Origin of the sequence: Paenibacillus cellulosilyticus (assembly GCF_003182255.1) — a bacterium.
GTDB lineage: Bacteria > Bacillota > Bacilli > Paenibacillales > Paenibacillaceae > Paenibacillus_T > Paenibacillus_T cellulosilyticus.
In genome coordinates this window covers 1-26,690 of the sequence record NZ_QGTQ01000048.1, presented here as the reverse complement: position 1 = coordinate 26,690, position 26,690 = coordinate 1, and the positions used below count along the sequence as shown (strand labels likewise).

At 50.5% G+C, this 26,690-nt stretch carries 20 protein-coding genes, 1 rRNA gene and 1 pseudogene; 11 read left to right on the top strand and 11 right to left on the bottom strand.

What is annotated here, in order from left to right; translation table 11 throughout:
• Positions 1 to 176: 176 nt before the first annotated feature.
• From DFQ01_RS29910 to DFQ01_RS29900, 3 genes and pseudogenes are all read right to left on the bottom strand, one after another.
• Positions 177 to 314, bottom strand: a pseudogene (locus tag DFQ01_RS29910) (beta-galactosidase); the annotation flags it as partial.
• A gap of 18 nt (positions 315 to 332) precedes the next feature.
• Complete coding sequence (locus DFQ01_RS29905; protein WP_110047580.1) at positions 333 to 698, bottom strand: YidH family protein; 366 nt, start codon at positions 696 to 698, stop codon at positions 333 to 335.
• Positions 699 to 863: 165 nt separating this feature from the next.
• Positions 864 to 1,700, bottom strand: a complete 837-nt coding sequence (locus DFQ01_RS29900; RefSeq protein ID WP_110047579.1) for an AraC family transcriptional regulator — start codon at positions 1,698 to 1,700, stop codon at positions 864 to 866.
• A 136-nt stretch (positions 1,701 to 1,836) separates the two neighbouring features.
• On the opposite strand from DFQ01_RS29900, the gene DFQ01_RS29895 reads away from it, so the two are divergent.
• The gene (locus DFQ01_RS29895) at positions 1,837 to 3,897 is read left to right on the top strand and encodes a beta-galactosidase (RefSeq protein WP_110047578.1); all 2,061 of its coding nucleotides are present in this window, start codon (positions 1,837 to 1,839) and stop codon (positions 3,895 to 3,897) included.
• Between the two features lie 39 nt (positions 3,898 to 3,936).
• Here the strand turns inward: DFQ01_RS29895 and DFQ01_RS29890 are convergent, their stop codons facing one another.
• Complete coding sequence (locus DFQ01_RS29890; protein WP_245946942.1) at positions 3,937 to 4,746, bottom strand: sugar phosphate isomerase/epimerase family protein; 810 nt, start codon at positions 4,744 to 4,746, stop codon at positions 3,937 to 3,939.
• Positions 4,747 to 4,786: 40 nt separating this feature from the next.
• Positions 4,787 to 5,587 carry a phytanoyl-CoA dioxygenase family protein gene (locus DFQ01_RS29885; RefSeq protein WP_110047577.1) on the bottom strand — a complete coding sequence of 267 codons (801 nt, stop codon included), beginning with the start codon at positions 5,585 to 5,587 and terminating at the stop codon, positions 4,787 to 4,789.
• Positions 5,588 to 5,918: 331 nt separating this feature from the next.
• On the opposite strand from DFQ01_RS29885, the gene DFQ01_RS29880 reads away from it, so the two are divergent.
• Positions 5,919 to 8,696, top strand: a complete 2,778-nt coding sequence (locus DFQ01_RS29880; RefSeq protein ID WP_110047576.1) for a glycoside hydrolase family 3 C-terminal domain-containing protein — start codon at positions 5,919 to 5,921, stop codon at positions 8,694 to 8,696.
• Positions 8,697 to 8,929: 233 nt separating this feature from the next.
• On the opposite strand, the gene DFQ01_RS29875 is transcribed toward DFQ01_RS29880, so the two are convergent.
• On the bottom strand, positions 8,930 to 9,565 hold the full coding sequence (locus DFQ01_RS29875; RefSeq protein WP_110047575.1) for a hypothetical protein: 636 nt from the start codon (positions 9,563 to 9,565) through the stop codon (positions 8,930 to 8,932).
• A 414-nt stretch (positions 9,566 to 9,979) separates the two neighbouring features.
• Between DFQ01_RS29875 and DFQ01_RS29870 the strand changes: the two genes are divergently transcribed.
• From DFQ01_RS29870 to DFQ01_RS29855, 4 genes are all read left to right on the top strand, one after another.
• On the top strand, positions 9,980 to 12,049 hold the full coding sequence (locus DFQ01_RS29870; protein WP_110047574.1) for a bifunctional aldolase/short-chain dehydrogenase: 2,070 nt from the start codon (positions 9,980 to 9,982) through the stop codon (positions 12,047 to 12,049).
• 109 nt (positions 12,050 to 12,158) lie between these two features.
• Positions 12,159 to 13,418 (top strand): L-rhamnose isomerase, encoded by a 1,260-nt coding sequence (gene rhaA / locus DFQ01_RS29865; RefSeq protein WP_110047573.1) that lies wholly within the window; start codon positions 12,159 to 12,161, stop codon positions 13,416 to 13,418.
• Between the two features lie 6 nt (positions 13,419 to 13,424).
• The gene (locus tag DFQ01_RS29860) at positions 13,425 to 14,897 is read left to right on the top strand and encodes a rhamnulokinase (protein ID WP_110047572.1); all 1,473 of its coding nucleotides are present in this window, start codon (positions 13,425 to 13,427) and stop codon (positions 14,895 to 14,897) included.
• Between the two features lie 533 nt (positions 14,898 to 15,430).
• On the top strand, positions 15,431 to 15,886 hold the full coding sequence (locus DFQ01_RS29855; protein ID WP_110047571.1) for a CBS domain-containing protein: 456 nt from the start codon (positions 15,431 to 15,433) through the stop codon (positions 15,884 to 15,886).
• A 154-nt stretch (positions 15,887 to 16,040) separates the two neighbouring features.
• On the opposite strand, the gene DFQ01_RS29850 is transcribed toward DFQ01_RS29855, so the two are convergent.
• The 4 genes from DFQ01_RS29850 to DFQ01_RS29835 form a co-directional block, all read right to left on the bottom strand.
• Positions 16,041 to 16,898 carry an SDR family oxidoreductase gene (locus DFQ01_RS29850; protein WP_110047570.1) on the bottom strand — a complete coding sequence of 286 codons (858 nt, stop codon included), beginning with the start codon at positions 16,896 to 16,898 and terminating at the stop codon, positions 16,041 to 16,043.
• A complete protein-coding gene (uxuA, locus tag DFQ01_RS29845) occupies positions 16,898 to 17,995 on the bottom strand; it encodes a mannonate dehydratase (protein ID WP_110047569.1) in 1,098 nt (365 codons plus the stop codon). Before uxuA ends, DFQ01_RS29850 begins: the two co-directional genes overlap by 1 nt.
• Before the next feature lie 35 nt (positions 17,996 to 18,030).
• Complete coding sequence (locus DFQ01_RS29840) at positions 18,031 to 18,753, bottom strand: GntR family transcriptional regulator (RefSeq protein ID WP_110047583.1); 723 nt, start codon at positions 18,751 to 18,753, stop codon at positions 18,031 to 18,033.
• 98 nt (positions 18,754 to 18,851) lie between these two features.
• Positions 18,852 to 20,360, bottom strand: a complete 1,509-nt coding sequence (locus DFQ01_RS29835; RefSeq protein WP_110047568.1) for a DHA2 family efflux MFS transporter permease subunit — start codon at positions 20,358 to 20,360, stop codon at positions 18,852 to 18,854.
• A 218-nt stretch (positions 20,361 to 20,578) separates the two neighbouring features.
• Here DFQ01_RS29835 and DFQ01_RS29830 point away from each other — a divergent pair, with 218 nt between their 5' ends.
• The 3 genes from DFQ01_RS29830 to DFQ01_RS29820 all read left to right on the top strand — a co-directional run bounded on the left by DFQ01_RS29830 (position 20,579) and on the right by DFQ01_RS29820 (position 24,313).
• A complete protein-coding gene (locus DFQ01_RS29830) occupies positions 20,579 to 21,181 on the top strand; it encodes a TetR/AcrR family transcriptional regulator (RefSeq protein WP_110047567.1) in 603 nt (200 codons plus the stop codon).
• Positions 21,182 to 21,262: 81 nt separating this feature from the next.
• A complete protein-coding gene (locus DFQ01_RS29825; RefSeq protein ID WP_110047566.1) occupies positions 21,263 to 21,940 on the top strand; it encodes a DUF2238 domain-containing protein in 678 nt (225 codons plus the stop codon).
• A 120-nt stretch (positions 21,941 to 22,060) separates the two neighbouring features.
• Positions 22,061 to 24,313 (top strand): peptidase G2 autoproteolytic cleavage domain-containing protein, encoded by a 2,253-nt coding sequence (locus DFQ01_RS29820; protein ID WP_110047565.1) that lies wholly within the window; start codon positions 22,061 to 22,063, stop codon positions 24,311 to 24,313.
• A gap of 104 nt (positions 24,314 to 24,417) precedes the next feature.
• On the opposite strand, the gene DFQ01_RS29815 is transcribed toward DFQ01_RS29820, so the two are convergent.
• Positions 24,418 to 25,383, bottom strand: coding sequence for a phosphotransferase family protein (locus DFQ01_RS29815; RefSeq protein ID WP_110047564.1), 966 nt, complete (start codon positions 25,381 to 25,383; stop codon positions 24,418 to 24,420).
• A gap of 168 nt (positions 25,384 to 25,551) precedes the next feature.
• Here DFQ01_RS29815 and DFQ01_RS29810 point away from each other — a divergent pair, with 168 nt between their 5' ends.
• Together DFQ01_RS29810 and DFQ01_RS29805 are read left to right on the top strand one after the other, a co-directional pair.
• The gene (locus DFQ01_RS29810) at positions 25,552 to 26,235 is read left to right on the top strand and encodes an SIMPL domain-containing protein (protein WP_245946941.1); all 684 of its coding nucleotides are present in this window, start codon (positions 25,552 to 25,554) and stop codon (positions 26,233 to 26,235) included.
• 214 nt (positions 26,236 to 26,449) lie between these two features.
• Positions 26,450 to 26,690, top strand: a 16S ribosomal RNA gene (locus tag DFQ01_RS29805); the annotation flags it as partial.

Sequence of the window (26,690 nt, the reverse complement as noted above, 5' to 3'; positions counted from 1 at the left end):
TGATCCGTTGCACTTTCCCCAATCCGATCCACTCCTCTTCCCTTGATTAAAACACAAATGACCCGTAAGAGGGTCACTTTTTTAAAAGTGTCCTTCTTACGGGTCATAGTTCATAGATGGGGAACAGCTTCTTTATTTATTATTAGTTCAACGCCAACACCTTCACGCCGTATGGCTCAAAACCATACACGGAACGACGCATCGTCCGCATCCGAGTAGAAGGTATCGCCTTCTGCGTTTAGCTCGTTGTCGTTCTGCCAGCCCACGACGCCGGGATAGTCCGCATAATGACTCGCCATCGCCTCCGTTATTTTGGCACAGTATTCTCACTTCTAATAAAGTAAGAGTAAGATGACCAGAATCAACAAAAAAACAGATACTAATGCCATTCCTATTGTGGTAAACCATATAATGGTTTTCGGTGATTGGAATGTCTCTTCGTTTATCCCTCGCTGCTTCTTGCTATAATCGACAGTTGCCATATAGATGATTGTACATCCGATTATTACCGAGCCAATTCCGATGATCGCAGCAATTGAATGCCCATAATGCTCAAAGGTGGTGGTGCGAAAGACGACTCCTGCAGCTAGAAAACCAAGCCCGATGATCGTAATCGACGTACGTATCCATGCCAGAAAAGTTCGCTCATTAGCAAGATGTTGTTGTACATATTTATAATCATTTTGTTTCTCCTCCATTTACCGAACCCTATCCTTTCTCTTTTTTTATGAATTAGTCTACCTAACTTTTCTCTAATTTAAAACTATCATTGATCTCGTAAGAGGTGCTCTTCTTAGCCGTGTCAGAAAGCGCACACGATTCATATGAAGCAGCGAGAAGATCAGTCCATTGGTTAAATCGGTTCACTTCTTCAAATACTGCTTAGGCGTCGTTCCATACGTCCGCTTGAACATGCGAATGAAATAGCTGGTGTCCATGCCGACCCGCTCGGCGACCTTCTCTACGGCCATATTAGGATAGTCCTCGAATAGTTGAACCGCGATGCGCATGCGAAGCTGCAGCATATATTGCTGCGGTGTCATACCGAAGCTGGCGACGAACAGCCGGTGGAAGTGCTGAACGGAATAGCCGGCTGCCCGTGCGACATTCGACAGCAGCAGCCGCTCGTTGTAATGATCATGCATGAGATTGACCGCCGTCTGCAGCGCGGTGTTCGAGTGGCTGGACGTGATGGTGCTTTTGCCCAATTTGCGATCCGTATATTGATTCTCTAATAGGCTAATCAACATCCCATAGATTCGCTTGGATGATTCCCAGTAGGCGCTCTCGCCATTGGAATGGAGCAAATGCCAAAGCGATTCGAGCTGCTCCCACAGCTGATTGAAATTCGAAATCGGGATCGCAGTGAGCAGCAAATCGTTCATTTGTTGAAGCATAGGACCTGCTGCAGTGCCGTGGAAGCCAATGAAGCCAAGATCCCATTCCTCGTGCGGACTGTCGGAATAATACTCATGTGGCGTATCTGCCGGCAGCAGCAGAAGTGTACCTTTCGTCATTGCGATTGTTTGCTGCCCGTCTATGATGAACACGCCTCGTCCGCTGCGCGACAAGAACAGCTGGTGAGCAGGATAGCCGTCTGGACGAGTCAGATGACGCTGGGCATGGTTGCCGATAACGCGGACATAGAGGGGCAGAACCTGTTCTAAGTTAGCGAATTCCGCGAGCAGAAATGGCATCATCGAGGATCCCTCCATTCGTAATGTTCATATTGTACGATTTTGTGGATGGAAAGTTCAATGATTATATGTGCATTCCTATCTATAATCAAATCATTGATGAGTGAATTTGACGATAATTTGAAGGAGCGTGACTATCATGTCACAACAACACGCACCAATCAGTTCGAAGCTTCCAGTACTAATGCACGGTGCTGATTATAATCCGGATCAATGGCTGCACGATCCCGCTGTTCTAGAAGAAGATATTCGCCTCATGAAGCTGGCAGGCTGTAATGTAATGGCCATTGGTATTTTCTCATGGGCCTCACTTGAGCCAGAGGAAGGGCGTTTCACATTCGAATGGATGGACCAGGTGCTGGATCGTTTCGCGGCGAACGGCATCTATGCTTGGCTTGCAACGCCAAGCGGCGCACGTCCGGCTTGGATGTCGGAGAAATATGCTGAGGTTCTCCGCGTAGAAGCGAACCGCGTGCGTAACCTTCACGGAATGCGCCATAATCATTGCTACACTTCGCCGGTGTATCGGGAGAAGACAAGCATTCTGAATGGCAAATTGGCAGAGCGTTACGGCAACCATCCTGCCGTTATTGGCTGGCACATCTCCAATGAGTTCGGCGGCGACTGCCATTGCGATTACTGTCAAGAAGCTTTCCGTGATTGGCTGAAAGAGAAGTATGGCACGCTTGAAGAGCTGAATAAAGCGTGGTGGACATCGTTCTGGGCACATACGTATACGAGCTGGAGCCAAGTGGAGTCACCTGCTCAACATGGTGAAATGATGGTACACGGCCATAACTTGGATTGGCGTCGTTTCGTAACGGCACAGACAGTAGACTTCTGCCGTCATGAGATCGATTCGGTACGTGGTGTTAACCCATCGCTGCCAGCAACGACGAACATGCATATGATTGAAGGTCTGGATTACCGCAAGTTCTCTGAAATTCTCGACGTCATCTCATGGGACGCTTACCCGACTTGGCATGAATACAAAGACGACAGCCAGCTCGCCGCATCCGTTGCGTTCTACCATGATCTGTACCGCTCTTTGAAGCGTAAGCCTTTCCTGCTCATGGAAAGCACGCCAAGCCTTACGAACTGGCAGCCGGTCAGCAAGCTGAAGCGTCCGGGCATGCACCAGTTGTCTTCGCTGCAGGCTGTGGCGCATGGCTCGGACTCCGTGCAATATTTCCAATGGCGCAAGAGCCGCGGCTCCAGCGAGAAGTTCCATGGCGCAGTTGTCGACCATGTTGGCCATGAGCATACGCGCGTCTTCCAAGACGTTGCTTATCTGGGTCAGACGCTGAAAAATATCTCCGAGGTTGTGGGATCGGCGACGCCATCTGAGACGGCCATCCTGTTCGATTGGGATAACCGCTGGGCGGTGAAGGATTCGCAAGGACCTCGCAACATGGGCATCAAATACGAAGAAACGGTCTACGCACATCACCGTGCGCTGTGGAAGCAGGGCATTGCAACCGATATTATTGGCTCCGAGGATTCGTTCGACGGCTACACACTGATCATTGCGCCAATGCTCTACCTATGCCGCGAAGAGACGGGACGCAAGCTGGAGCAATTCGTCGAGCAGGGCGGAACGCTCGTCACGACTTATTGGTCCGGCGTCGTAGATGAGAGCGATCTTTGCCACCTTGGCGGATTCCCAGGACCGCTGCGCAAGACGCTTGGCATCTGGGCAGAAGAAATCGAAGGCTTGTACGACTATGATCGCAATGGGCTGGAGCTGTCGGCGAGCAATGAATTGGGTCTTAGCGGTACGTACGAAGCGCACGAGATTTGTGAATTGATCCATACGGAAGGCGCTGAAGTGCTTGGCGTCTATACGGACGACTTCTATGCTGGTCGACCAGCGCTGACGTTGAACCGTCTGGGCGAGGGCCGCGCTTATTATATGGCAGCACGTCTGAAGGACGACTTCCTTAATGACTTCTACACGGCTGTTGCTGCAGAAGCGGGCGTTAGCCGTGCGTTGCAGACAGAATTGCCGAACGGTGTGTCCGCTGCTGTTCGCACAGATGGCACAACAGATTACGTGTTCCTGATGAACTTCAGCGGCGAGTCGCAGCAGATCGAGCTCGACGAGCGCAGCTACAGCGATATGGAATCGGGCGATTCCGTAGCAGCAACATTCGAATTGCCAGTCAACGGCGTGAAGCTGTTGAAACGGCGCTCTATTTAAAATAAAACAGGCGGCTTCCACAAGTGGAGCCGCCTGTTACTATTCGATGGAATCCCACAACGATCGCGCATATCGCATCAGGGTCAGCGATTGTTCCCAACGATCGCTAATTTCTCGCTTTCGACTCGAAGGCTCGTCGATCGTAATCGCATAAGGCGGAGGGCCAAGCTCTGGAATGAACAGCAGAGAGCCTCCTTCGGGATGCGATTGACGCCAGCTGCGCATGCCATCCTTCCACCATTGGCCATACCGATCCAGCATCGGATGCGAACCATCCGTGCCGATGTCGACCTGAATCTGCTCGCCATTCGATAGACGGGCATGAATGCAGTCTGCACGCGAGAGCAGCAGCTGGAAGTAGGCCTCAGCCTGCTCAGGAACGTTCAGCATTTCGCCAGCCAGCACGTAATGGGACAGGTCTGCGGTCAAGCGCAAGTTTGGAATGCGCTCGACGTACTCGGCCGTGCGAATGAGATCCTGCGTAATTGTTCCGCGATGCGTTTCAATATTGATCGGCAGCTTGTATTCATCGGCAAGACTAGCAATGCCAGAGAGCAGTGTTACGGCTGCTTCACCGATTACAAAAGGCGTCATCACCTGCACATTGACGGCCTTGATGCTGCCATAAGCCGCCGCGCGATCAAGTGCAGCCTTCATATCGTCGAGTGATGTTGGATAGACGTTTACGCTGAGCGCCAAACCATACTGCTCCAATAGTGCCCGCCATTGCTCGGCTGATTCGCCAGGCTCAGGCGTGAAGGCATCGATGCCTTGGAAGCCAGAATCCGCAATGAGCCGAAATTGTTCTTCCATAGTTAGCTCGCGGCCGTCGAATAGCAGATTCGACATTCCCCACCAAGACATATGGATATCGAGGGTAGAAGTATGCTTAGTGATAGGCTGGTGTCTCAATTCCGCACGGACCTCCATCGGGATTACCCTCCAAAGTGAGTGCCTCGCCATTCGCGCGATAGAGCGGATTGTACCAATGGGAAATACGGGTCGCGCTCACATTCGCGTAATGGGAAATGAACGAGCGGCGGAAGCGATCCTTGGTTTTGTTACGGTACGAGCCATGAATGAGATTACCGTTGAAGAATAGAATATCGCCTGGCTCCATAACGGCTGCAATCGGCTTTTCGTCCTTCGGCGGCTTCACATAATGGGTTGTGAATGATTCTTTCGAGTCTGATTCATCTGGACACACAATCTCATACGTATTCGTTTTCGGTACGAGCAGCATGCAGCCGTTCTCCTCGTCGCATCGGTCAATCGCAGCCCATGCCGCAATACAGTTGCCTGGCTCGACCTTCAAATAGAAGTTATCCTGATGAAGCGCCTGACCACGTGAGCCTGGGGGCTTGTAATAGAACATACTTTGCGCAGCGAGTGCTTCTTCACCGTACAGATCCTCCAGAATCTGAATGACCGCGGGATGAAGCATATATTTCTTGCTCACATCGTTGAAACGATGCGGATGCATAACGCGTGGATAACGTCGTAACGGATCTTGATTCGCCTCGGACAGGTCCGGCTCGAAGAAGCCTGGGACCGTGCTTTCACCTATCTCGTCAAATGTTTGCTGAATTTCGGCAACCTCTTCGGCGTTCCATACGCCTTTTACAATGAGATAACCTTCCTTCTCGAACTGTTCCATCTGCTCATTCGTTAATACAGCAAGCTGCTTCATTCCTGCTATCCCCTCTCGTAGTAGCTGATGTCTATGTCTCAAAGTTTACAGCAGAGGGACTATGCGTAAGAAGTCGGATTTCTGCTCATAACTAACGGGATTCTGCTATGTTCGATAAATCCATATCACAGGGGGAAGAAGAATAGAGGAGGCTGTCCTGTCCATTTACAATCCCGTTGATTACTGTAGTTTAATGAATGGGAGGTTTGTGGTACAATTTCTTGATACTGTTCATGCGTTCGTGACCGTTCGTATGCGCAAGGATAGGGTGCGTTTGTGTGATAGATAGATAATCTGTTAAAATCATACAAAAGCATCAAGTGGAGGGAAAATGTTGAATACAGAGAAGACAATAGGAATTCCTTTGCCAGGGTTTGCTGAATTCAGCCGGAAGGTTGCAGCAGAAGGCGCTGTTTTGCTTCGTAACGATAATCAAGTGTTACCGCTAACCTCGGGTGACTCTGCATCGATATTCGGACGCGTTCAAGTCAATTATTATCGCAGTGGTACCGGATCAGGCGGCAGCGTTAACGTGCCTTACACGACGAACCTGCTTGGCGGACTGCGCCAGAAGTCGGGCATTGCGCTCAATGAATCGCTCGCATCGGTGTATGAGAAGTGGATCGAGCAGAACCCGTTTGATAACGGCGGTGGCGGCTGGGCGGCTGAACCATGGTTCCAGAAAGAAATGCCGCTGACGGAAGAGCTTGTGGCTGATGCCAGAAGCAAGTCCGATAAAGCGATTATCGTCATCGGTCGCACGGCGGGTGAAGACCAAGATAACGCTAACGAGCCAGGCAGTTATCAGCTGACAGAAGATGAAAAGACGATGCTAAAGCTCGTTACGGCACAGTTCGAGAAAACGATCGTTGTCATCAACGTTTCGAATATTATTGATATGAGCTGGGTAGATAACGCTGCATATGCTCATCCGATTTCGGCAATTATCTATTCCTGGCACGGCGGTATGGAAGGCGGCAATGCGATTGCGGACGTTCTCGTTGGCGACGTAACGCCAAGCGGCAAGTTGACCGATACGATTGCCTATTCGATCGACGACTATCCTTCGACTGCGAACTACGGCAGCGATACTCGCAACTTCTACCAAGAAGATATTTATGTAGGCTATCGTTATTTCGAGACGTTCTGCCCTGAGAAAGTGCAGTATCCGTTCGGCTATGGCCTGTCCTATACAACGTTTAAGATTGAGCCAGAAGGTGCAAAGGTTGTAGGCGATCAGATCGAACTGAGCGCAACAATCACGAACACGGGCAGCCAATATGCTGGCCAAGAAGTACTGCAAGTGTACTACGAAGCACCACAAGGCAAATTGGGCCAACCAGCGAAGCAGCTGGCGGCATTTACGAAGACCAAACTGCTTCAGCCGGGTGAGTCTACGAAAGTATCGGTAACGTTTTCGATAAACCTGATGGCGTCCTACGATGATGCAGGCGTAACAGGGCATCGTTCGGCTTATGTGCTGGAATCAGGTGTTTACAACCTGTATGCCGGTAACAGTGTCAAGGATGTCGTACAAGTACCGGTTGACGGTCAAAGCGGCTACCAAGTGAACGAGGTTGTCGTTGTCGAGCAGCTCGAAGAAGCACTTGCGCCAACGGAAAACTTCACGCGCATGAAACCAGGTGCACGCAAGTCGGATGGCACATACGAATTGACCTATGAAGCAGTGCCTACAGCACAAGCATCGCTCGCAGAGCGTATTGCCGAGCGCATGCCTGCAACATTGGATCATACAGGCGACCTAGGCTATAAGCTGCGTGATGTTCAAGAAGGTAAAATCAACATGGATGCGTTCGTGGCACAGCTGTCTAACGAAGAGCTTGCAGTTCTTGTTCGCGGCGAAGGCATGGTTAGTCCGCTCGTAACGCCAGGTACTGCTTCGGCATTCGGCGGCGTAAGCGAAGGTCTGCGCAGCTACGGCATTCCTGTTGCTTGTACAGCGGACGGCCCATCCGGCATTCGGATGGATAGCGGCCATAAAGCAACACAGGTGCCAATCGGTACGCTGCTTGCTGCGACATGGAACCTGCCGCTGATCGAGGAGCTTTATGTACTCGAAGGCAAAGAGCTGCTCAGCAACGACATCGACACGCTGCTCGGACCGGGCATGAACCTTCGCCGCAGTCCGCTCAACGGCCGGAACTTCGAATATTTCTCGGAGGATCCGCTCGTTACGGGTCTGTTCGCGATCACGAATGTAGTTGGTATTCGCAAGGGAGGTTCGAACGCAACGCTGAAGCACTTTGCTTGCAACAGCCAAGAGAAGTATCGTACGCAGGTTGACGCTGCTGTATCCGAGCGTGCATTGCGCCAGATCTACCTGAAAGGGTTCGAAATGGCTGTTAAAGAGGGCGGCGCGCAATCGATCATGACGTCGTACAACCCGGTTAACGGACACTGGGCAGCGTCGAACTACGATCTGAACACGACGATTCTTCGCGGTCAGTGGGGCTACACGGGCATCGTTATGACCGACTGGTGGGCGAAGATGAATGATGTTGTCAGCGGCGGTCATGCTGATGCACGTTTCACGAACCACATGGTTCGCGCGCAAAATGATCTGTACATGGTTGTCGACAACTATGGTGCTGAAGCGAACACGACAGAAGACAATACGATCGAATCGCTCGCGAACGGCACGCTGACGCGCGGCGAGCTGCAGCGCAGCGCGATCAACATTCTGAACTTCATCCGCCAAGCGCCTGTATTCTCGCGCAATCAGCAGATCAAGGCTGCTGAAGCTGTGAAAGTCAACGCTTCTTCGGAACAGCAAGCGGGCCACAGCATCGTTGAAGATGCACAAGTGAAGCCGGTGAAGGACGGCACTGTCGTCCTGAACGTTGCAGAAGCGGGCCAATATCGACTGATTGGCCGTATGATGTCGCCAGATAACGGCTTGGCGCAAAGCGCTTGCAACGTACTGCTGAATGGCCAAGTCATCACAACGGCTCAGACGAACGGAACGGATGGCAAATGGTTCAAGCGCAACCTAGTGAAGGTTGAACTCGAAGCAGGCAGCTATGCGCTGACGCTTGAATTCATCAAGCCGGGCATCCAGTTCGACTACATTGAATTCCAACAAATTTAATAATGGGACCACGTTACGTGGTTTTAGCAAAGAGAAAAGCGCGGCTCAGCCGCGCTTTTTTTGGATTGCTGTCTTCTAGATTTGTATGAAACTTTCGTTTACCGTTAAAACAGTTTCTAATCTCTAGTGCATTAATGTGTCACGGTTCACCGCGATGATCCTAAATGTTCCTGCTCAGAAAAGCGAAGATCTCACCATTATTATATAAACCAGGCTATTCGAATTCGGTTTAACTATTTTGTTTTACTCGCTTTATCTATATATGACTTTATCAAATGATAGATATCCAGCTTCCATACTTGATCTTCTTTCTGCAGCCCCAAAGCCATAGATTGAGTCGAGTTCTCCAAACTAACCGTAATAACTACCGCTACCTTATTCTCCTCGGCCGTGCTTTCATCCACTCTAATAGAATCATAATATCTGTAATGCATTGCTATTTCGGAATCATAATTCATTACATACTCGAAATAATCTTCCCGGAATTTATCTTGGTCAGGCAGTTGTCCTCCATTGAAAGTAATCGCATATATCAAGTCCGGGTCGCCTATTGATATACAGTACAAATAAATCAGCATCATATCCTCAGGTGTAAAATTGGTAAGGGTATTCAAGTTCCAATCCACTTTAAATTGAGTAAAAGCTTCCTGCTTCTCTTCAGACAACTGTTTCAGATAAGAGAACTTTTCAACGTGTTCCTCAACAGGATTCGTGTTTATATCATAATGGTGAGACGCTTTTACTTGGTCATTTTCGAGGGTTTCCACGGGAGCTTCAGTCCTCGTGGTTTCATTTGTACTGCTGCATGCTGAAACGAAAGACATCATTGCTAGCACTAACAAAACGAATCCTGCTTGCTTTTGCTTCATAAAATCACTCCTTACACTAGCTTGTTCCTATAATACTACATTATGGAACAAATCTGCCTGATAGATTACTTAGATGTCTTTAGGCTAAAGTTGCTCTCGGCAAAAAGCGTGGCCAAGCCGCGCTTTTTATTTTTCGCTCGAACAAAAGCTTTGCCCCAAAGGGGTACGCGACCCCAGCACGCAGCATCTCATAACTCTGCTGTCCCGCCACCAGCAACATTCCGGGGTCCAGGGGACGGGGAGTCCCATGGGGTCCTCCCTAGCAGGGAGGATTTAAGGTGGGTAGAACGATTGAAGATTTAGGTAGGTAGAATATTAATCTTTATATTTTTTTGATTTTACTCTTTTCAAAGAAAAACAAAGATGTTATATTGGGTTTATCAAATACAAACAGACAAATTCGGAGGTAAACAAATGGTTAAAAGTTTATGGGTTGCCGAACAAGCTGCACAATATACGAGTGGTCTTGATCAACTGGTTTATCGCTCTAATCTCATTGGCGCAGACCGCCGTGTCTGCAATATTTTCGGTGGTAACACGTCCACGAAGACGATCGAGAAGGATTTCCGCGGCCGTGATGTAGAAGTGATGTATGTGAAGGGCAGCGGCTCCGACCTCGGCTCGATGAAAGCAGGCAATTTCACAGGTTTGCGCATGGAAGACATTCGTCCGCTCTTCGAGCGTGACGAGATGACAGACGAAGAGATGGTTGCTTACCTCGGCCACAGCATGGTCGATTCCAAACATCCACGTGCTTCGATCGAAACGCTGCTGCATGCATTCCTGCCATTCAAACACGTTGACCATACGCATCCGGATGCAATCATCAGCCTCTGCTGCGCAAGCAACGGCAAAGAGCTGGCGAAAGAAATTTTCGGCGACCGTTTCGTATGGGTACCCTATATTCGTCCTGGCTTCACACTGTCCAAAATGATTGCAGAAGGCGTTCTCGCGAACCCGAATGCTGAGCTGGTACTGATGGAGAAGCACGGACTTGTTACTTGGGGCGAAACGTCCGAAGCTAGCTACGCACAAACGATTCGCATTATTAATGAAGCAGAAGCGTTTATCGAAGCTCGTGTAAACGAAGCGAAGCTGTTCGGCGGCGTGAAGCACGCAGCTTTGCCAGCAGACGTTCGTCGTCAGATCGCTTCGCAAGTGATGCCAACGATCCGCGGTGCGGTATCCGACAGCAAAAAAATGATTCTTTCGTTCGACGATCAAGACGATGTACTCGCATTCGTAGGCGGTCAAGACTCGCCGAAGCTGTCGCAAGTAGGCGCAGCTTGCCCGGACCACCTCGTTCACACGAAGGTTGTTCCGCTCTTCATCGACTGGACGCCGAATGCTGATGACGTAGAAGGGCTGAAAGCGAAGCTGAAGGAAGGCGTTGCAGCTTACAAAGAGCAATACGCACAATACTTCGAGCGCAACAAGCATGAAGGCGACGTTATGTTCGAAGCTGCACCGCGTGTTATCCTTATTCCGGGTATCGGTATGGTGAACACAGGCAAGAGCTGGGCACTGTCGCAAGTAAGCGGCGCGTTGTACCACCGTGCAATCGCAGTTATGCGCGGCGCGACTGCACTGGGACAATTCGTATCGCTTAACGAGAACGAATCGTACAACATCGAATACTGGCCGCTTGAGCTGTATAAACTGTCGCTGGCTCCAGCTGAAGCAGAATTCTCCCGCAAGGTTGCATTCATCACGGGTGGCGCAGGCGGTATCGGCAGCGAAACAGCACGTCGTCTCGTATCCGAAGGCGCACACGTTGTCTTGGCTGACCTGAACCTGGAAGGTGCTCAGAAGGTTGCAGATGAAATCAACGCGAAGTTCGGCGAGAACCGTGCGATAGCACTCAAAATGGACGTAACGAGCGAAGAAGCGATCCAAGCGGCTTATGCTGAAGTAGCAGTCGTATACGGCGGCGTTGACATTATCGTTAACAACGCAGGTCTTGCAACGTCCAGCCCATTCGATGAGACGTCGCTGAAAGAATGGAACCTGAACATGAACGTGCTCGGCACAGGCTACTTCCTCGTCGCTCGCGAAGCGTTCAAATTGATGAAACAGCAGGGCATTGGTGGTAACATGGTATTCATCGGTTCGAAGAACTCCGTATATGCTGGCAAGAACGCATCGGCTTACAGCGCTGCCAAAGCACTGGAAGCGCACCTTGCTCGCTGCATCGCAGCAGAAGGCGGCGAATTCGGTATCCGCGTCAACACGATTCTGCCAGACGCAATTTTGCAGGGATCGGCGATCTGGAACGGTTCGTGGCGCAACGAGCGTGCCGCTGCTTACGGCATTGAGCCAGACCAACTCGAAGAATACTACCGTAAACGTACGACGCTGCTCGTGAACATTTATCCGAAGGATATCGCAGAAGGCATCGCATTCTTCGCTTCTTCGAAGGCTGACAAAACAACGGGCTGCATGCTGACGATTGACGGCGGCGTTCCAGCGGCATTCACGCGCTAATCGAATACGTTAATCTAATAAAAGATAACAACGGCACCGTTCCTCATCGCTTAGCGGAGAGGACCGGTGCCCGCTATTCCCATACGAATCGAAATTGGAGGCTAGATAGATGGATGCTAACGTAAAACAAGCCTATGAAGCAGCAAAAGCGCTCTACGCGCAGCATGGCATTGACACCGAAGAAGTGCTGAAGAAATTGGCAGATATCCGTGTCTCGATGCACTGCTGGCAGGGCGACGATGTCAAAGGCTTCTTGAATAAAGATCAAGAGCTGTCGGGCGGCATCTCTGTAACGGGTAATTATCCAGGTGCTGCACGTACGCCAGAGGAGCTGCGCGCGGACCTCGACAAAGCGTTTTCGCTTATTCCAGGCAAACATAAAGTAAACCTTCACGCGATCTACGCAGACACGGATGAGAAGGTAGAGCTGGATCAGCTGGAGCCTAAGCATTTTGAGCGCTGGGTAGCATGGGCGAAGGAGCAGGGCTTGGGCCTTGATTTCAACCCAACTTGCTTCTCGCATGAAAAATCTTCCGACGGCTTTACGCTGAGCCATCCAGATCCGGAGATCCGTCAGTTCTGGATCGATCATTGCAAAGCATCCCGTAAGATCGGCGCTTACTTCGGTGAGCAGCTTGGTCAAACTTGCGTGACGAACGTATGGGTTCCGGACGGCTTCAAGGACAACCCGGTTGATCGGATGAGCCCGCGTCGCCGACTGAAAGAGTCGCTCGACCAAGTGTTCGCAGAGCCAATCGATCCGAAGCATAACCTCGACGCTGTTGAGAGCAAGCTGTTTGGTCTTGGTTCGGAAGCGTATGTTGTTGGTTCGCATGAGTTCTATATGGGCTACGGTTTGCAAAATGACAAGCTGATTTGTCTCGATGCGGGTCACTTCCATCCGACGGAGACGATCTCGAACAAGCTGTCTTCGCTGGCGCTGTTCACTAGCGGCATCCTGCTCCACGTCAGCCGTCCGATGCGCTGGGACAGCGATCACGTCGTCATTATGGACGACGAGCTGCTTGAGATCGGCCGTGAGCTCGTTCGTCACGACCTGCTCGGCACGACGCATATTGGCCTCGACTTCTTCGACGCAAGCATCAACCGCGTTGCGGCATGGGTAGTGGGCACGCGCAACACGATCAAGGCACTCCTCCGCGCTATGCTTGAGCCAGTTGAAGCGCTCAAGAAAGCAGAGCTGGAAGGCGACTACACGGTTCGTCTCGCACTGACTGAAGAATTCAAATCGTATCCGTTCGGCGCGGTATGGGATTACTATTGCGCTTCGAATAACGTGCCTGTTCGCGAGCAATGGATCAAGGAAGTTAAAGACTACGAGCAGAACGTTCTGCTTCAGCGGGGCTAGAACCTTATGTCGAACATACTTGCATTCGATCTTGGCGCTAGCAGCGGCAGGGCCATTCATGGCAAGCTGAATAACGGCAGAATCGAGATCGAAGAGCTGCACCGGTTCCCGAATGATCCAGTGCAAGTTGGAAAGCGTCTTCACTGGGACATCCTTCGTCTGTATCATGAGATCAAGCAGGGGCTGCTGAAGGCAAAGCATAAAGGAATCGATCTAGCCAGCATCGGCATCGATTCCTGGGCCGTTGACTTCGGCCTGATTGCGAGCGACGGAAGTCTGCTCGGCAATCCGTATAACTACCGGGATTCCTTGTACGACGGTGTGATGGAGCGTGTACAGGAGGAGCTGGGCGCGGACTACATTTTCTCCCGTACAGGTATTCAGTTCTTGCCTTTCAATACGATTTATCAGCTGAGTGCGCATCGCGAGAATGGGACGGCTGCAATGCAGTCGGCAGAGCAATTCCTGATGATTCCGGACCTGCTTCGTTACTTCCTTACGGGCGAGAAGTACAATGAATTCTCGAACGCAACGACGACGCAGCTGTACAATCCACTTACGCAGAAGTGGGATGAAGAGCTGCTGAAGAAGCTCGGACTTACGCCGTCATGGTTCGGAGAAGTGCTCCAACCAGGCGCACCAGCGGGACAACTGCAACAGACGGTACAGGAAGAGCTCGGACTTGGTCCTATTCCGGTGTATGCGGTGGCAGAGCATGACACGGCGTCAGCTGTAGTAGCTGTTCCAGCGATCGAGCGTTCCTTCGCTTACTTGAGCTGTGGCACGTGGTCGCTGCTCGGTACGGAGATCGATCAACCAATCATGAACGAAGAAGCGCGTCAGCTCAACTTCACGAATGAAGGCGGCTACGGTAATACGTATCGTTTGCTGAAGAACATCATGGGGCTGTGGATCATTCAAGAATGCCGCAGAGAATGGGAACGTGCCGGACAGGCATTCACATTCCCTGAGCTCGTCAAGCTGGCAGAAGAAGCAACTTCATTCTCTGCTTTCATCGATCCGGACGATGCGGCGTTCCTTGCACCAGGCGATATGCCTGCACGCGTGTGTGAATACTGCCAGCGTACGAACCAACCAGTGCCGCAGAAGCCGGGCGAAATTGTACGATGCGTGCTTGAGAGTCTTGCGTTCAAGTACCGTTACGTACTGGAGTTGACCGAGCGGCTGTCGGGTCAATCCTTTAATGGGCTGCACATGGTAGGCGGCGGCATTCATAATCATTTGTTATGCGAGTGGACAGCGAATGCTATCGGCAAGCCAGTATGGGCAGGACCTGCCGAAGGCAGCGCAATCGGCAACCTGGCGGTGCAGTGGATCGCGCAGGGCGAATTCAAGGACATCTGGGAAGCGCGCCGTGCTATTCGCGAATCGTTCCCGATTGCGATCTATGAGCCCGAGCAGGGGGATCGTTGGGAAGAGGGCTACGCCCAATTCCTGCGTATTACAGGGTTAGCGTAGTTTGAATCATCGACCATGCGAATGTCATTGTAATCCTATAAACGATTATCGTTCTAACGGACTGTACGAACGTTATTCATTCCACCTAATCCTCTAGTGAGGCTAACGGACTCAGGAGACGCTATTGTGGACAATTAGCGCTAGATGAGTGAGTGTGGGGCATAATAACGCTTCTACAGTCCGTTAGTGCGTTCTAAGAGCCATTTTTTTGCAAAATAACGTTACTGAGGTCCTTAAACATCCCGCGTGCGCTCAGACGCATCCATACGCACCACGCCAAGCCGGACAGAAGTCATCATGTATGACATTGTGCCGGTTTTTGTTAATTCATCGCTCCTTGTCTACTTCTTTTAATCTCCCTTGATGAAAAGAAGGATATTTCCCACCATTTTGGCGAATAATATAATTGTTTTGGGCTATGTAGTTGAACTGCCCAATTTGCACTTTTTGGTCCACTGACCGTAACTTTTATGGAAGAATCGCCGTACTAGTGTTAGAGGAGAAGCAGCGTACGAAGAGGGGAAGCGATAAAGATGAAAGCGTCCGACATTATGAATCGCCACGTCTATAAGGTGAAGGAAGGGGACACTGTCCGCGCCGTCATCGAGAAATTTATCGACCATTCGATTAGTGGACTTCCCATTGTGAACGATAGAAACGAGATTGTCGGCTACATTAGTGACGGTGACATTATGCGTTTTATCGGCAAGAAGAATGACCGGATTGTCGGCAATTTCTACTATACCATGATCGTGAGCGACCCCGAATGTATGGAGGAGCGGGTCAGCAACATCTTAGATTTGAACGCACTCGTCATCGCCAAACGCAAGGTCGTCGTAGCCTCTTGGGATGAAGACATTGAGCAGATTGCGGCCATTCTGGGCAAAAAGCAAATCAAAAAAGTGCCGATCGTACGCAGTGGTGTGCTGGTCGGTATTATAAGCCGGGGTGATGTCATCCGACATGTATTCCGCTCCGTCACGAATTGAATATCAGAGTGCGAAGCTCATTTAGATACAAGACCGTTCCTCGGTGATCTCTCCGTAGGATGGTAAACGGTAAAACCCTTGGAAGGCTGATGAATATCGGCCTTCCAAGGGTTTTTGTTTGCTCAATACGAGACGGGTGAGCGAGTCGCCTGCACTACACGCCCGAGTAAGAAAGGAATCCGCCATCAACTGGCACCACGATGCCGGTTACGAAACCGGACAACGTTTCATCGGCGAGCCAGAGCAGCGCGCCGAGCAGATCCTCTGGTTTGCCGAAGCGGCGCATCGGCGTGTGCGAAATGATTTTGTGCGAGCGTGCTGTCAGCGAACCGTCCTCGTTCGTAAGCAGCGCGCGATTTTGCTCCGTCAGGAAGAAGCCTGGTGCAATCGCATTGACGCGGATACCTGCATCCGCCAAGTGGACGGCAAGCCATTGATTGAAATTCTCGATCGCCGACTTCGCTGCGCTGTATGCAGGAACCTTCGTCATTGGCGAAGGAGCGCTCATCGACGAGACGTTGATGATCGATACACCTTCGCGTCCGAGCATTTGCTTCGCAAACGCTTGTGTCGGAATAAGCGTACCTACGAAGTTCAGGTCGAGCACGTTACGGAAGCCTGCCACGCTCAGATCGAAGAATGATGTGACATTCGGGTTAGTCACGTCATCGAGCGAGAACGTCTCGTTCGTCGTATTTGCGCTCGGATGGTTGCCGCCTGCACCGTTAATAAGAATATCGCACGGTCCGAGCTGTTCAAGCACGATATTCGCCGCTTGCTGTACGCTGTCAGCGTTCGTTACGTCGCAGGAGACGGCAATCGCCGTCCCGCCAGCCTCTCGAATTTCTGCGACAACCGCTTCGCCTTTCTCAACCGTCCGATTCAAGATTGCAACGCGCGCGCCTTGGCGTGCAAGCTCCTTCGCCATGACGCGGCACAATACGCCTGCCCCACCGGTAACAACAACTACTTTGCCTGCGATAGCAGGAAAAGAATGAATTGCGCTTGTCATTATACGTTCACCGTTCCTTCCTTGGCTGCCGCTGCCAGCACCGTTCTGCGATGGCTGTCCCATACGCCCCACAGATACATGATACCGAGTGCGCGGTCATACAGACCGTAACCCGGACGGCATTCTTCCCCCCAGATATGACGTCCATGGTCAGGGCGAGCGAATCCTTCGAAGCCTTCCTCCGCATACGCCTGCACGATACCTGCGATATCGACTGTGCCATCCTGCGTACGGTGCGATGTCTCGATGAAGTCGCCATTCTCGTAGACACGAACGTTGCGGATATGGGTGAATGGAATCCGATCAATGAATTCATGCACCATGCTGACGATATCGTTCGCAGGATTCGCCCCAAGTGAACCGCTGCACAATGTAATGCCATTGTATGGACTGTCGTGAAGGCTCAAGAAACGGCGGATATTCGCTTGACTCGTAATGATGCGCGGCAGACCAAAGATCGGCCATGGCGGATCGTCCGGATGAATCGCCATTCGGATGCCATACTCCGCTGCTACTGGAATAATCTCATCGAGAAAATATTTGCAGTTCGCCCACAAATCCTCTTCGGTTACATCTTTGTACGCCTCGAACAGCTTCGTCAGATGGGCGAGGCGCTCTGGTTCCCAGCCCGGCATCGTTAGCGAAGAGTTCTCATTGATCTGCTTCACGAGCTCCATCGGATCAATATCCGTAATGCGGCTTTTCTCATAAAACAGCGCCGTCGAGCCATCTTCCATTTCCTTGTGCAGATCCGTCCGCAGCCAGTCGAACACCGGCATGAAGTTGTAGCAGATAACCTCGACGCCAACCTGCGACAGCTTTGCGATCGTCCGCTTGTAGTTCTCTATGTAGCGGTCACGGGACGGCAGACCCAGCTTAATATCCTCGTGAATGTTAACGCTCTCAACAACCTTCAGGTGAAGTCCGGCACGATCGGCCTGCTCCTTTACGGTCATGATTTTGTCCATTGGCCATTCATCGCCAGCTGGTACATCGTGAAGTGACCATACAATGCCTTCAACGCCGGGGATTTGCCGAATTTGATCCAAGGATACAGTGTCGTTGCCTTCACCGAACCAGCGAAATACCATCTTCATAACGATCCTCGCCTCCACACCTTATGAATGATTGATTATTGTTTGAAATAGTCCGGGTACTTCATCTTCAACAAAGCTTGATCCGCTACCGACAGTAGCATATGATCGGTCATCAGCTGTACGGCTGCAGCCTCGTCATGTGTTCGAATCGCGTCGACGATGCCTTGGTGTTGGTTATAGAGATGATCCCATTGCTGATCTGCCGCCAGCCGAAGCATCCGGCTTCGATTCAGATGAGTAATGATGCCGCCAAGCGCGGCCCACGTATTGCTCTTGCGGCAGCCCTCGAAGATCGTTCGGTGGAACGTTTCGTCCAGCTCGAACATGAGGTGGTAGTCATGTACGCTGATACTCGCGCGCTGCTGGCTGAGGTTGCTCTCCAGCGCTGCCAGATGCTCGGCAGGGAATTCGGCGCACGCAAGTCGCACGACTGCGACCTCCAGCTGCTCCCGCATAAATCGCGCTTCCTCAACCAGCTCCGGATCGATCAGCGATACGAAGGTTCCGCGCTGCGGATACACCTCCAGCAGCCCTTCCTGAGAGAGCCGGACAAAGCTTTCGCGAATCGGAGTGCGGCTGACGCCCATTTTATCCGCCATCTCTTTCTCCGAAATCGCTGCTCCTGGCGGCAGCTCCAGCTGCAAGATCAATGAGCGGAGAGCCGCATAGACTGCATCGCGTGTTGAGACTGGCTGAATCGGCTTGATTGTAAAATCCAATGGCTCACCTCGTTTGACGTTTATCTTACTAACTGCCATACTACCATACTTGTATGGCAGTTGAACAGATACGATCTGCACGATAAAAAAAACTGCCTCCTCATCAATGAGGAAGCAGTCGCTTCATAAGCGTTATATTACGCTTCAGATGTTGCCGTCTTGTTCAATGCAACCGTGTTCTTGTCGTCCGACGCTTGCTTCACTTTCTTAATCATGAAGGAGAGCAGCAGGGCAACGACACCGATTCCGATGATGACGATGTAGGAATCGTTAATCCCTTGAATTTGAGCCTGTATTCCAAGCTGCTCTTTCGACCAGCCGGCAGCCTCACCTGACATAACCATATCTTTAGCATGCGATGTTGCGCTGTTCGTCATAATCGTGACGAGCAGGGACGTACCGATCGCACCGGCAACTTGACGAATCGTATTGGAAATCGCCGTACCATGTGCATTCAGTCGATTCGGCAGCTGGTTCAAGCCTGCTGTTTGGATAGGCATGAGGAATAGAGCCATACCAATTCGACGTCCTGTGGACATGAGTAACAGATACGTGTAGCTAGTCGAATCTGTCAGATTGATGAAGCCAACCGTCGTACCGATCGTAATGATCAAGCCGATAACAGCCAGCCATTTGGCACCGAATTTATCGAACAGGCGGCCGGCAACTGGCATCATGAAGCCCATGATAAGAGCGCCTGGCAGCATCAATAGTCCGGATTCTATCGCGGTGTAACCGCGAGCGTTCTGCAGATAGAGCGGAAGCAGCATCATATCGGCGTACATAACCATCGTTACGGCGATATTGATAATTGTAGTCAGTGTGAACATGTTGTATTTGAACGCACGCAGATCGAGCAGCGGGTTCTTCGATGCTAGCTGTTTCCATGTAAAGAGCGCAAGCGCAATTACGCCAACTGCGATGGAAATAAGTACTTCTGCACTCGACCAGCCCAATTTCCCTGCACGGCTGAAGCCATACAGCACAGCGCCAAAGCCAAGCGTCGAGAGAACGACGCTGATCGTATCGAGTTTGGATTTGACACGTTCCGATACATTCGTAAGATAAATGAATCCACACACAATAACGATAACCGCGAGCGGGATCATGCCGTAGAACATCGTTTCCCACTTGTAATTCTCAAGAATATAACCTGCAAGCGTAGGGCCAATTGCCGGGGCGAAAATAATCGCGGTACCGACCAACCCCATCGCTGCGCCACGTTTTTCAGGCGGGAACAGCGTCAGAATAACCGTCATCAACAGCGGCATGATGATACCAGCGCCAGCTGCTTGAATCATCCGACCTGTCAGCAGCACCTCGAAGCTGCCTGCTAACGCGGATACGATTGTACCGACTAGAAACACTATCATTGACGTTTGGAACAGTTGACGCGTTGAGAATCGCTGCATGAGATAAGCAGTGATTGGAATCAACACACCGTTTACCAGCATGTAGCCTGTTGTCAGCCATTGGGCAGTAGTAGCCGAAATGTCAAAGTCAATCATGAGCTCTGGCGTAGCAACGCTCATGATTGTCTGATTGAGCGTCGCAAGAAAGGCGCCAATGATCATGACGAACAAAATCGGCCCTTTTTTAATAGAGCTGTCATCTGCAATTTTACCTTTACTCAAGTCTTTCCCCATCCTCTCCACATTCTCTCTAGACTTAATTTACAATGTGTTAGATAATTAACACTGTATAAATTAGATTATAAGCCGATTTTGGAGTCTTACAAGCGACGCTTTTTTTTAGAGTGTAAATTAGTTATCAGATGTTGATCATTCGTAGTGCAAGTCGTACATAATCGACAGATCATTAGTAAAATGTAAATTAACCAGGCAGAGGAAAGGATAAGGTGATTATGGATCATACGAAACCCCGCACGGATCCGAGAATTGTTCGGACGCGACAGCTGCTCAAGGACGCGTTTATCGATTTATTGGAAGAGATGGAGATCGAGAAAATATCGGTCAACCGTATCGCAGAACGTGCGACCATTAACCGCGTCACTTTCTATCTGCATTATCGAGATATTCCGGATATGATGGATAAAATGGCGGACGAAATGGTGGAGGATATGCAGCGTGCTCTCGATGAATCGCCACCAATCGACAGTGATAGGGGCGACTCGCTCATTTTGCTTAATCTGCTGGAGCATATCGCAGACAATGCCAAGTTCTATAAGGTCATACTCGGTTCTAGACGAACCCCTGTATTTACGGAAAGGATGCTCAAGATGCTGTCTGATTCCGTCAAACGGAGAATTGAACAGTTTGGCATGAACGATTCGATGGTTGATGCCGGCATACAAAAGGATGTTGCGATATGGTATGGCTCTGCGGCACTTATTGGGACGATTGTCGCTTGGCTGCGCAACGATATGCCGTATACGCCAACTTATTTAGCCAAACAGTTCACCATGCTGCGCGCCTATCCACAGTGGAGATCTACTGAAGGAGTGTAGCAGAGCATAGGAAGATCCGTTCACGGGGATGATAACGAAGAGTGGTTATGACGATACTCTCCGTGAAGAGGGGCTAAGCCGATGGCATACAATCATGCAGCTGCCAAACCATACAGACGAACGGGTTTGTCCAGGCTGCTGCTTAGTCATCAGATTCGGTTTAAGGACAATTGGCTTCTGCAGGCAACCATATTTGGATTTGTTGTTTACTGGATCCTCATGGCCATACATCCGAAGGACTGGAAAGATTGGGCTGTTGAGAACACGCTTGTCGTTCTATACTTTATTGTGAGTGTCTTCAAGTATCGGGTTTTTCCATACAGTAATTTATCGTATATCCTCATTGCTTTATTTCTTGCCATGCATGCATATGCAGCTCATTTTACTTATCAGCATACACCGATTGATGAGTGGATGAAGCATGCGTTTCATATCAAACGGGGGTTCTATGACCGTGTCGTTCATTTTGGATTTGGTTTGATGATCTCATTTTCGATAAGGGAATCGGTCTTGTATTTCTTCAAGCTGCAATTTTGGAAAAATTATGCCGTAACCTTCGCGTTCATCGTTGCGTCTAGCGGGATCTACGAGATGCTGGAGGCGTGGTCTGCTTTAATATTCAACGCTAAGCTGGCCACGGAGTTCGTTGGACTCGAAGGTGACCCTTTCGATTCGCAAAAGGATATGACGTGTGCGCTGGCCGGCGTGCTGCTCGCGATCGGTATTTTCCGGATCATGCATGCAAGGCGTAGAACCTAATCTCTGCTTTGGATAGACAGGCCGCTGATAATTTCAGCGGTTTTTTTGTTGTCCTCAACCTCTATCGAATCGCGAGATAGGTTAGTGTACAGACACTTCCGCTTGGCACACATATGATGGATGACTAGAGAGGTGAAGAGGTTGAAGCGTGGAATTGGAAGCACACGAACGAAGAAGGTATGCAAAAGACGACATAAGCGGCGTAGAGCGATTATTGTATGTAAATGCCGGGCAAATAACCGAACCCGCAGGCGCAGAAGGATCATCATTACGCCTCAGCAACTGAATCGATTTCTCCGACAACTTGCGCTTCTCGAAGTGCTAATTCCAGATACATTCAATAACACGAATCATATCAACAGCTCACAATTACAGCGATCACTCCTGAATTTGAATAACTTGCTAAGAGACTTAGAGACTGGTATAGCTCAACAAGCGGCAAGGCTTGCACTCATTGATCTGTTCTTCGCTCAGCTCAACCATTCTCCACTTGAAACAGCTGCAGCTGCAATTAACCTGCAAATCTACTTTACGAACGTAAGAACGGTCGTTCGGCGACTGATCATTAACAACACGACTCGTCAGGAGCTGCTGCAGTCGGTTCAAAACATACAACAAACCTTAAGTGCGTTCATTAGCAGTGCAGAAGGACCGCCTGGTCCTCCGGGGCCGCCAGGGCCTCCTGGTCCACAAGGACCGCCGATCACGGTTGGCTGTAATGCTGTAGCGCTCGGTGCCTGCTCTTTCGCGGAAGGTCGCAATACGCTGACGACGGAGGAAGCGGAAGCCTCGCATGCTGAGGGTGAAGGGACGATTGCCCGTGGGCAGGGTTCACACGCGGAAGGTGGAACAACCCAGGCGGATGGCAGTTTCTCGCACGCGGAAGGGGCCACGACTGTTGCTTCCGGCAATAACTCGCATGCCGAAGGCGATCGTACAGTGGCAGAGGGCGAAGCCTCACATGCCGAAGGCTTGCAGACGACAGCCAGAGGCACCAATTCACATGCCGAAGGTAATTTAACCGTTGCCTCTGGTGTCAACTCACATGCCGAAGGTGATCGTACGCAGGCACTTGATGCAACGGCTCATGCGGAAGGTTTGCTTACAGTTGCCAGCGGTTTAACTGCTCATGCCGAAGGCAATGCAACAACAGCCAGCGGTGACAACTCCCATACCGAGGGGAATAGCACGTTAGCTTCAGGCCTCAACTCGCATGCCGAAGGTGATCGGACACAAGCGCTTGAAGCGACTGCGCACGCTGAAGGTCTGCTTACGGTGGCTAGCGGCTTGACTGCTCATGCGGAAGGCAATGCAACGACAGCCAGCGGCAATAACGCACACGCGGAGGGCAATGCAAACGTTGCGAGCGGCGTCAATTCGCATGCCGAAGGATCATTTACGGCTGCTACTTCGGATCAAGCACATGCGGAAGGTTCAGCGACACAAGCAATCGGACCGTCGTCCCATGCTGAAGGCAATGGAACCATTGCCTCGGGCTTTAATACTCACGCTGAAGGGAATGCTACGCAAGCGACTGGACCGAATGCGCACGCAGAAGGGGATCGCACGATAGCATCGGGCGCAGCTTCTCATGCGCAAGGACTTATAACCGTTGCGAGCGGGGAAAATTCCTTTGCTGGCGGTGCAGAAACAACAGCATCAGGCGTCGCTTCATTCTCGATTGGCAACGGGACAGTTGCAGACGGCTTCGCGTCATTCGCAGGGGGCCTCCTTACGAATACGGGCGGATTATTCGGAGCCTACATTATGGGTCAGGTTGGTACTGCTTTATATCCAATCTCGTTCCATATCGCTAACGGTGCGGATATTGGTCCCTCAACGAATTCGATCATTCTGCAAGGAACGTTTGGCAATATTTTTATCGATGGCGCCGTGTTCAGCTCGGGAGCTGCGGACTATGCCGAAATGTTCGAGACGATCGACGGACAACCGATTGAACCGGGTTTCTTCGTAACGCTTGAAGGGAATCGAGTCCGTGTGGCGACGGAGCGGGATCCTTTTATACTCGGGATCATTAGTGCGAATCCGATTGTTGTCGGCGATGCTGAGGAGCTCCATTGGAAAGGAATGTACCAGAGGGACGAGTGGGGAAGGACGTTAAGGCAAGTAGACGGTAAACCGATCTTAAGCCCTGAATATGACCCAAGCAAAGTGTATGTGCCGCGCCGCGAGCGCCCCGAATGGGTGAAGGTCGGTCTGATCGGCAAGCTTCAAGTACGCGATGACGGTGCTTGTACGGTAAACGACTACTGTATGCCGAATGCTCAAGGCGTTGCTACACCTGCACCAGCCGGTTATCGCGTGATAGAGCGTATTAGCGATGACCGAATTATTGTACTAGTAGGCAAGTAAGCAGCAGATCTTAATAGGTGCAGATTGATAACACCTGCTCGTGTTTCCTATTGATGAAGAAGAGCCGATCGTCGGATTAACCGCGATCAGCTCTTTTCGTGCACCTAAACTTGTCTAGCAGCTATTGTTTGAATGCCTTCTCTTAGCATCTGTGTAGCCCAGTCGTATGCACCTCGATCGTCATAATGGCGATAATCGCATTCCAACGCCGAGATCAGGAACAAGTACATATCGTACCAATGCACACGAATTCGTTGACTTTCCGTCCATTCTGTAATGCCGTACCCTTCGACAAAGCTGTGATTGTTCGCGAATCCCCGGAATCCGACCTCCAGCAGCTCGTCCGCCCACATACATCGCTCGAAGTCGATCACACCCGTCACTTTGCCATCTTCGATGAACACGTTGCCTGCCCATAGATCCCAGTGAACCAATCTAGGTGTCGTAATCTCTTCAAAATGAGGCTTGTCCCGTTCCAGGAAAGATAGCAGCTGTGGAATATCAATCGTCAAATCGATGTTCAAAGCAGCTGCATCGTTGATTGCATCTTGAACGATGCTCATAAATACATCGAACCAGACATCGCCTTGCTTGTACGGTTGACCGAAATAACCGAATCGTTCGCCGACGATCGAATTGATTCGGCGATTCAGTTGACCGACCTGCACATCAACACCTAGCCGCACTTCGTCGCTCAGTTCGCCCATAATCGAATGGAAGCTCCGGCCGGGCAGCTTTTCCATAAAGAAATAGTCCGCGTTACAAATCTCTCTACTATTATCGTAATACAGAATTTTCGCGACGGGCACATCCGTCTGCTCAGCTGCGAGCCGCATGGACTCAACCTCGCTGCTCATAATATGATGCTCATGCGTCATAATGAGCGAATTTACAGGTGGTGCGATTTTAAGTACCGTCTCCCGTCCATCGGATAGCTCAACTATATACGCAACATTAAAGAAACCTTCGGTCAATTCCTTAATGGATACGGCTTCTACTCCCGGGAATGCTCGATCTATTAGGGTACTTAATATTTCATTCGATTGTTTGTTTTTCGTCTGGCTATCCATATGAGCCCCCTATTAGGATTTTCCATAAATGTACTCTGTTTCTTGTCTGAAAGCTATATAAGGATCGAGAAGTCCATGTTGAGAGAGAAGGGCGTGATAGACCTCTCTTCTCTTTTTACACATGAAGAGGGATTAATGTTCAAACATGCGAATAGGATGATAGGTAGAATGAAGTTCGAAGGGAGATTGATTCAGATGACGAGTTATGGACATGAACATGGACTTGATCAAGGACGATCGACAATCGAAGTACAAGGCGAGGGCAAAGTAACGGCGGTTCCCGATCAGGCAGTCATTACACTTGGTGTCATAACCGAGAAGACGGAGCTGCGCTCGGCTCAGGCGGACAACGCAGCCGCGATCACTCGTATTATCCAATCGATTCGCCAATTGAATGTGCCACAGGAACAGATCCAAACAGTCGAATATCGGATTGACACCCATTATGACTATATTGATGGCAAACAAATATTCCGTGGCTATCAAGTGACGCACATGCTGCAAATTACAACAAGCAATGTCGGGCAGGCGGGTGCTATTGTGGATGCGGCTGTAGAGAACGGGGCGAACCACATTGGCGGAATTACCTATTCTGTATCACAGCCAGCCTATTACGAGAAGCAAGCACTGTCGCTAGCCGTCCGTAATGCGATGGACAAAGCGCTGACGGTCGCTCATACGATGGGCATTACAATTGACGTGGTGCCAACTCGCGTGCAAGAGCTTAGCAGTTCGGGAGTTGTACCAATGCCTTTAGCCGCAGCGGCAATGAAGACTAGTGCAGCCACACCGCTTCAGCCAGGCCAGCTATCGATTATTGCGTCCGTTCGCGCGTGGTTCCGCCAGCGTTAATCGGATGTGTAAGGAAGGGTAATCGAAAGTTTTTTAAAATAAATGATAAAAAACAGTTGCACAAACGATGAAGTACATGGTATATTCTAATTCCGGCCGAGAGAAACACGCCGGCAACGAGAAACACAATGCGAAATACAATTGTTCTTTGAAAACTGAACAACGAGCGAAACTGTCAGTTTAAATGTTTTAAATGAGCTATACAAGCACTTCTTTTATGGAGAGTTTGATCCTGGCTCAGGACGAACGCTGGCGGCGTGCCTAATACATGCAAGTCGAGCGGAGTGGTTTGAAAGCTTGCTTTCAAACTGCTTAGCGGCGGACGGGTGAGTAACACGTAGGCAACCTGCCTGCAGGACTGGGATAACATTCGGAAACGAATGCTAATACCGGATAATCGATTTCCTCGCATGGGGAGATCGGGAAAGACGGAGCAATCTGTCACCTGTGGATGG